This is a genomic window from Fulvivirga lutimaris (genome assembly GCF_009711525.1).
Classification (GTDB): domain Bacteria; phylum Bacteroidota; class Bacteroidia; order Cytophagales; family Cyclobacteriaceae; genus Fulvivirga; species Fulvivirga lutimaris.
Genome location: NZ_SMLV01000264.1, coordinates 1 through 9,213, shown reverse-complemented (window position 1 = coordinate 9,213; position 9,213 = coordinate 1). Strand labels below are relative to the sequence as shown.

Below are 9,213 nucleotides of genomic sequence, written 5' to 3'. Positions count from 1 at the left end.
TGCACCAAACCTCACACAAACCACTAAAAGAAAAATGAGCCAAAATTTTATGTTTCTCACTAATTTAATAAACGATTAATTTATAATTTAACGTAAATTTATGGTATATTCCAAAGTTTATTGTTGTCTACAGTGTGCAAGTACGATCATTTTTGTCAATTTTGTAATTCTTTTTGAATGCAATATTTCAAATAAGATTAATTTTTTAAACTATAGCACTAATGTTTTTTAGATTTAGCTGTTTAATACTGTTATGTGTCTCTATAAGTAGGCTGTCTGCTCAAGATAATAGTAATTTCGCCCATTATTTCATGAATCCATATTCTATTAACCCGTCTTTTGCGGGTACTGATGGAAGGCCCTCTTTGTTTTTAACTTATCGTAAACAGTGGATAAATATTGAAGGTGCACCTTCAATAGGCAATGCATCTTTTCATTCACCAATAGGCAAAAGGGTTGGGTTAGGTCTAAATGTCACCAACGCTGAACGAGGCATTTTGAATACTACTAGTGCATTTCTATCCAATTCCGTTAATATATCATTGTCAGATTTGATGACTTTAAGGTTTGGTGCCTCTATTGGGGCAGCTAGCAATACGTTAGACATTAATGCACTAGATAATGTGCCTGCCAGTACACTGGCACTCGCATTGGATCAGAATATGTATTTGATCGGAAATGCGGGCATATCTCTTCAAGTTAAATATTTCAACTTTGGTGCGTCCATACCTAATCTTTTTACCGATGAATTTATATCAACAGAGGATTTTACAATAGGAGAAGTTACCCCTTTGGAAAATCTGTTGATTTTTGCCAGTAACCGGTTCTATTTGACCAAAAAGCATAAACACATGATAGAACCCTATTTATTGTATAGATATAGTGATGTTTTGCCACCTCAGGTAGAAGGCTCATTAGTAGTTACGCTCAATCACACTGTATGGTTTGGTGGTAGTTACAAACAGGATTTTGGAATATCGGCTCATGGAGGAGTTAAATTTAATAAAGTGTTCGGATTAGGATATTCCTACAATATTCAGAATTCAGGTGCCAATGAAGTAAATAGCCCTAGTCACGAGATTCAGCTCAATCTTTTATTTGGTGGCAGAAAGAAAGATAGGTTTGTATACTCATTTGTTGACTCTGAGTTACCAAAGAAAAAGTCTAAACGTCAGGAGGCTTTAGAAAAGAGAAGAGAAGAACTGGCGCAACAGAAAAAAGAAGAGGAAGAAAAAGCCAGGCTATTAGCTGAGCAAAAAGCTAAAGAGGAAGAGGAGAGGAAAGCTCAGGAAGCAGCAGAGCAAAAAGCACAGCAAGAGGCACAAAGAAAAGCTCAGGAGCAATCAGATAGAGAGGCTCAACTAGCTCAAGAGCAACAGGCTGAAGAAGAAAGAAAACAAAGAGAAGCGTCTTTGGCTGCTGCTGCGTTGGAAGCTGATCGAGAGAGTACAGAAAATGTTACACAAACCGAACCAACTCAACCTGAGGTTAAGGAAGAAGTGGTAGTAGAAAAACCGAAAGAGGAAAAAAGTCAAGAGAATTTAGTAGGAAAATATACAACCGAAGACAGGGTTGTAGTAACTAGAGGAGGACATCTTTTGGAAATTGGGCCGGGTGAATATGTTGTGGTTGGTGTATTTACTTCTTATGAACTGGCTGAGAAATATAGTGATGATCTCTTTTTTAGAGGTTACCAATCTAAGTTTGGATATATTAGTCAGGAAGGGTATTGGTACGTTTATGTGTTTAAGTCTTCAGATATTGAGGAGGCACGTAGTGAACGAGATCAATTGAGACAAAAACAGGTATTTTCTAAAGCATGGGTATTATCAGTTCAGTAAATATGACTCTTAATAAAAGTTTAATTATAGCCTTGTTGTTGGTTGCTGTTAATGCCGTAAAAGCACAGCCAAGAATTACAAATATCGATCCTGAGAACACATTTGCAGGCGGAGAGGTTGTTATTTCAGGCACTGGTTTTGGAACTAATGTTAGTGATATTATTGTGTGGTTTGGAAGTGTTAGGGCTGCCAGTATTGAGGTGGTATCTGATAACTCGATTACTACTACAGTGCCTGCAGGTGCTGTTAATGGTCCAATTATCGTAGAAAAGATAAGTACGGGTCAGCAAGTGAGGAGTAAGGAATACTTTTTTCTAAGTCACCATGGGTCGCCTTTTGATATTGCTCAATTGCAGTCTCCGGAAAAGTATAGGAATGGAACAGTTGAATTATTTGACATATGTGGGTGTGACTTTGATAATGATGGGTTGACAGATTTGGCATCGACAGAAACTACTGGCACGGAGATAACTCTATTAACAAATACAAGCACTATTGGAGATATAAATTTTAATGTATCATCTATTGACGCTAATACGCCTACGACAGGTATGGGATGTGGGGACCTTGATGGTGATGGCAAGCAAGATTTGTTCATGACTAGAGCGGGGTCGAATAGAAATCAACTTTATATCTATAAAAATACTACATCTACACCAGGAACAATTACTTTCGGTTCTCAGCAGTTAGTAAGTTTGGTTACAAATAACTCAACATCAAACCCTTATCAAGCCGTGCGTGTTGTTGCGGGTGACCTCAATAATGACGGAAAACCAGATCTAGTTATCTCCAATGCGAATGGCTCTGAGAAATTATTAAATATTATTCCTAATACTAGTTCTGTTGGAACCATTAGCTTCGGAACGCCAACTATTGTCCCACTTCCTGATATGTCTGCCAACTCTGGTTTGAGCCTAAATGATATGGATAATGACGGAAATTTAGACCTTGTTTTAACAAGAACCTTGGCTGCAAATGTTTTTGTCTATAGAAACTCAGGAGGGTTTAGTTTTGAAGCTCCTCTGATAGTTTCTACTGGTTCTCAGGCAATTACGAATGTTAGTGCTATCGATCTTGATGCCGATGGATTAAAAGAGATAGTTACAACAGAAGTATTTAACGATCAAGTTCTTATTTATAAAAATAATTCCACGTCAGGCAGCCTGAGTTTTGGAACGGCAGTTAATTTCGTAGCTGGTAAGGAACCTTGGACGGTTAAGGGCGCTGATTTGAATGGTGATGGACTTCTTGATCTTGCTGTTTCTACCAGAGATGAAACTAAATATGCTGTTTTGATTAATGAAGGAGGGTTGAACTTCACTCCAAGTCAACAGAGTTTGGAGCAAGCAACGAGGAATATATTTGCCGGTGACCTAGATGGAGATGGAAAGCCAGATTTAGCATTCACATCTTTAGCAATACCTGATGGTGACTTTTCTATTCAAGTAGTTAGAAATACAAATTGCTATGAACCTGAAATATTAAATGATCAGCCATTAGCCATTTGCCCTACACAAACAATAACTCTTGAAGCTCCGAGTAATCCTGGTGTGACCTTTAGTTGGAAGAAGGATGGAGGAGACTTGGCCTTGGCAACGAGTTCTATTGATGTTACCGCTGCAGGTAGTTATGAAGTAACTGCCATTTCTGAAGGAGGAAATTGTACTTCTACAGCAACTATTGTAGTTAATGATGGTACAGGTACTATTCCTTCGGATCCAGTAGCCTCAAATGATGGTCCTGGTTGTGTTGGCCAGTCTGTTACACTTGCAGTTGATGCACAGTCTGGAGCCACATACTCATGGACAGGACCAAATGGTTTTACATCTTCAGATCAAAACCCTGTTATTTCTAATCTTACCAGTGCATTCGCGGGCAAATATAAGGTGCTGGTAAAAATTGGTGATTGTTTGAGTTCAGAGGCAGAAACTGACTTGGTAATAAGTGATGTTTCCAGTTTTAGCATTAGCGCAGGAGGACCAACTACACTATGCTCAGGAGGATCCGTAACATTATCAACGGGAAATACAGCGGGTTATACATACAAATGGATGAAAGACGGAGCTGAAGCAGGTGGCGCTACAAATACTTTTGTAGCTTCTGCAAATGGTGTCTACTCTCTAGAGGTAACTGATGATGCTTCGGGCTGTGCAGTTGCGACAAATGAAATAACAGTAAATGTTTTAACGGCCCCTGTAAGTAGTTTTACATTGACCAATCCTATTTGCGTTGGAATTGATGCGGCTTTTACAAATACATCTACAGTAGATAATAGTGCTACAGTAACCTACAACTGGAACTTTGGTGATGGAACTTCTATTGTTTCTCAAGATGCTACACATACTTACACTTCTGGCGGCACTTTTGATGTTACATTGACAGTATCATATGATGGTGTAGCAGGGTGCAGTACCTTTTCTACCCAACAAGCTACCGTTGTAGAGGCTGTGCCAGTTAGTATAACTGCTTCTAAGAACTCTATTTGCGATGATGAAACTATCGATTTAACAGCTAATGGCACTTTTGTGTCTAGTACTTGGAATACTGGTGCTTCGACCGATGTAATTACCGTAGATGCTCCAGGTGCCTACTCAGTGACTTCTACTGATAATAACGGTTGCATTTCAGATGATACTTTTGACCTTGTTCAAGGCACTGTACCTACCATATCTATTACTGCTGACGGAAACCCAGGTCCTATAGTTGTGCCGGCAGGTAATGAAGTGCAATTGGAAGCTACAGGTGCAGATAGCTATTTATGGTCGCCATCAGATTTTTTGTCGGCCACTGATATTGCAAACCCGATATCAACACCAACAGCAGATATTCTTTATACTGTTATTGGGGCACTAATAGACGGGTGTACAGGCTCAGGACAGATTCAAATAACACTTCAGTCAGCTGGTAATGAAATTTTGATTACTCCTGCTAAAGCATTTGCTCCTGATAATTTAGAAGATGCCTATTGGCGAATAGAGTCATTAGAAAATTATCCTGATTGTACACTAAGTATTTATGACGAACGCGGCACTTTAATTTTGAGAGAGCAGAATTATAACAATACCTGGGACGGTACTTATGAAGGAACACCCTTGCCTGAAGGAGTTTATTATTTTGTGTTCGCCTGTCCTGAATTAAATCCAAAAACTGGCAGTATATTATTGGTTAGATAACTGGTTACTTTCAAGTGATTTTGGGGATAAAAGTTGTCTTGTCATAGTTGAATTTATTCGTTTAGTTTACGATTAATTCTTGTTATATTTATTTTATGGGTCACCGTATTCGATTTTTTTTATTTTCGTTTTTTATTATTTTAAGTATTCAGTCATTTGGCCAAAGTGACTGTAATTTAGGGGTTGATACAAATGGCGATGGTCTTGTGGATTGTAGTGGTGATGCTGCATGTCAATTTGCTGCAGATGTCGAGAAGGGCTGTAACTGTGCGGATGGTATAGATAATGACGGTGATGGCCAGACTGACACATCTGATCCCGAGTGTGCTAACTTCTATGGACTTTCTTTTGTTGGAGACTCTGAGAGTTGTGATGGTTTTGATGATGGATCAGGTTCTGGTGATGATGTCTTTGATTTTGTTGGTCCTCCTCTTGAAACTTCGCAAAACACTGTTGATACCCAATCTAAAATAGCTATTGGCGATGTTAATTGTGATGGAATCCCTGATGTAATTACAACTTCAAAATTCAATCAGGAGATAAGGGTTGTTGCTACTACAGATGGACAACCTGGAAACAAAGATATTGGTGAGATAATTCAGGATTTTAAAGTAACAGGTCAAGGAGCTACTATATTTCCTTTTGGAGATAAATTTTTCTTTGAACCTGAGATATTGATTGCAGATATTGATGGATCTTGTCCAGTAGAAATTTACTCCATTGTTAGTTCAAGAACAGGTAATGGTAATAACGAACCCAATCAGTACTTTTTAGTAGGTTTTAGAGCCAACCCTACACCTTCTACTAATACATTAGTACCTCTATTTGACGCTATACCACTAGGAACAGATCGTCCTGGTTCTTTAGGAATTGCTGATTTTGATTGCGATGGTGAGGCAGAGATATTTATAAAAGACCAGGTTTATGATGCTGAAACCGGTGAGTTATTGGCTGATGCCAATTTAGGTAATTGGGATGCAGAAGTTAATTCAGCACCAATTGCTGCTGATATTATAGAAGGGGGTAATCTCGAAATTGTATCTGGCAGCTCTTTACTTTCCGTACCTAGTTTGATTGACGGCTCAACACAAGCTATGACCGTTATTCAGGATATGAATGACTTGCTTCCTGCTGCTGATCAGTGGTATCCTAAAACAATATTTGATGGTAGTGAATATGGTACAACTAACTGGAGCTCCACTTCAGTAGCGGATGTTAATAATGACGGACATTTAGATATAGTAATTTCAGGAGCCAAGGGTAGTAATTCTGGACCTACAACCATATATTTTTGGGATGTGTTTAATGGCACTGTTGATGTTTATTCGCCACCAGACCCAGATGATGCGGATGGGTGGCCTTGGGGTACTAGTCGTGTAAATCTTGGTGATATAGATGGGGATGGTAAGCTGGAGCTGACTTTTATTGCGGGTAATCAATTGTTTGCTATGGAAGAGTCAGGTGGCACCTTAACTTTAAAATGGCAAAGAACAATTAATGATAGCAAATCCGGTATTGTTTCAACTACTGTGTATGATTTTGATAATGATGGTAATCCAGAGGTGGTTTACAGAGATTCTCAGGAGTTAGTTGTTATAGATGGTGAAACTGGTCAAAATGTTCTTTGGTCTGTGCCATGTCAATCGCACACATCAACAGAGGGGCCGCTTATTGCCGATATTGATGGTGATGGATCCACAGACCTTTGTGCTGGTTGCGCAACAGCCAAGTTTGATATTAATGACCCCATCCAGCAACAGGCGCTAGGTCAGCTTGAATGTTATTATTCTGAAGGTAATGATTGGTTACCAACTAGGGATGTGTGGAACCAGCAGGGCTATGCAGCAGTGAATATTGCTGATGATTTAACAGTGCCCTGCCCTGCATTTGATATGACTGCTGAGTTTCTAGGTGATTGTGATGGTGATGGTGTAGAAGAAATCAACAGACCACTGAATACTTTTATGAATCAGGTGCCCACTTTTGGACAAGATGGTTGCCCATTTTTTCCTGCTCCAGACATTTCGTTTGTTGGTAACGACCCCACCTTAGAGCCAGGTGATCCAGGTTATGTGGACCCTAGTGATCCTAATTACTTCCCTGCAGTTGAAGTAATCCCACCTATTTGTGGTGACTTAGGTATTACTGTAGGTTTCAATATTGTAAATAGTGGTTCATTGGCCATTACAGATGACTTAGATGTGAGTTTCTGGGAGGGTGACCCGTCTGTTGCCATTGATCCGGTACTGGGTGTTCCTGCTGCATTATTGCACACGACCGTTTTAACATTATCTGGTTTGCAGGTAGGTGATACCTTAAGTCAGGGAGGAATTGTATTTGATTATAGTGGAGAGACAAGTACACTATATATAGTACTTAACGATGATGGAACAGAATTTCCTATCGATTTAACCTCAAATGAGTTTGCAGAGTGTTTCATTGATAATAATATTTATGCGTTTCCAATAACCCCAGACCCTTTTACTGTTACAATTGAAAAAATTGCTGACAATTCTAATTGTGATGCTGGTGTAAGTGGAACTGATTCAGGAGAATTAAGAGCCGTAGTAAGTAGAAATGGCGTTGAAATTTTAGATTATAGTGACTTTGCATTTCAGTGGTATATTGGTACTGATGATACAGGTGCCTTATTACCGGCAAATCAGGGTGGAGACGCCAGTAGTGCTATCAACTTGGGTAATGGTGATTATGCACTCGTAGTTACTAATACAGATAAGGGGTGCGCGAGTATACCAGTATCAGAAAATATAATTCAGACAGCTACTACACCAGTAGCCACTATCCAGGTTAATTCAAATCAAACCATATGTTCACCTCCAAATGGAGAGTTAGAAGTTGTTGTAAGCGGTGACTTAACAGGAGTAACTTTTGACTGGAGAGATGAGTTTGGAACACCACTAGGTATTACGGGCCCAATTGCAAGTGATTTAACTGAAGGGGGCTACGCAGTAATCGTTGAAAGAGGAGGATGCCCATTGCAATTAGATGCAAATCTTACTGGTCCTTTAGTGCCAGATATTGTGGGAACTGTTACTCAAAATATTATTTCTTGTACTGACTTAAATACTGGTGCCGTAACATCCCAAGTGTTTTTGTCCGGTGTTGCACAAGACCCTAATCTATTTACATTCAATTGGTATTTTTATGACATTGCAACCTCAACTCAGGGTAGTGCCTTACCACCTTCAAACGGAACTGGACCAAGTAGAACAGGGTTAGCTGCAGGTGGCTACGCAGTTTATGCTACTCAGATTTCTACCGGTTGCACAACAACAATTCCTGCAATTGTTGAGGTACTTGATACACGCCAGTACCCTACAGCTCTGGTAGTTGAAGTTGCTCCACAGACATCTTGCGACCCAGCAAATCCTAATGGAATTCTTGAAGTGCAAATTACAAACCCTGATGGAACCGTTGGAAATCCAGCTGACTATACGATCGAATGGTTTAGAGGTAGTAATACACTGCCTGCTAATCTCCATACCAATACTTCCGCAGACGGTACTCAGGCTTTTGCTGTTGAAGATGGTGGTATTCCTTATACTGCTAAGGTAACGGATGTGAACGGGTGTTTTGATGTGGATGAATTAACCGTTTCTTCTAATGTAATTTATCCGGTTGCCACCTTGACGAAGATTTCTGATAATAACATATGTGATGAAACTCTGGCTGGAACATCTTTTAATGGAGCGATTCAAATTTCAGTTGAATTTGATGGAGCTAATGTACCATTGCCTGATCCAAATTACGAAATTACATGGTATAATGGAGGTTCAATAGGCGCTCCAATTATAGCAGTAGCAGATAATACTAATCCTGACTTAACTGGTTTGCCAGGAGGGCAACAGTATACGGCAGTAATTACTAGAACTGATTTGTCTTGTCCTTCAAATATTGTAACAGTAAATGTAGCTAACATTCAGACGCCTCCGGCTATTAATTTTACAATGTATCCTTCAACAAGATGTGTTGCACCTTTTAATGGTGGTGTAGTATTGGATGATGTTGATGGAGTTGCAAGTTCAGCCACATTCTTGGCATCGCATACAGTAAACTGGTATGATGGTAATGCCATTAAGTTTAATGGTTCTGGAGTTAGAACACCTGATGCAACAGGAATAGCTACCTATCTAGGTACTGGTGCTGGATTGGCACCTGGTGATCAGGTATTGTTGGAG

The 9,213-nt window shown here is 39.5% G+C and carries 3 protein-coding genes; all 3 read left to right on the top strand.

Going from position 1 to position 9,213, the window contains the following annotated elements; translation table 11 throughout:
• The first annotated feature begins 221 nt into the window (after window positions 1-221).
• Entirely contained in the window at window positions 222-1,841 is a 1,620-nt protein-coding gene (locus tag E1140_RS03925) for a PorP/SprF family type IX secretion system membrane protein (RefSeq protein WP_155179259.1), read from the top strand.
• A 2-nt stretch (window positions 1,842-1,843) separates the two neighbouring features.
• Window positions 1,844-5,014 carry an FG-GAP-like repeat-containing protein gene (locus E1140_RS03920; protein WP_185153414.1) on the top strand — a complete coding sequence of 1,057 codons (3,171 nt, stop codon included), beginning with the start codon at window positions 1,844-1,846 and terminating at the stop codon, window positions 5,012-5,014.
• 95 nt (window positions 5,015-5,109) lie between these two features.
• Window positions 5,110-9,213: FG-GAP repeat domain-containing protein (locus E1140_RS03915; RefSeq protein WP_155179255.1), on the top strand; the 4,104-nt coding region annotated here is incomplete at its 3' end.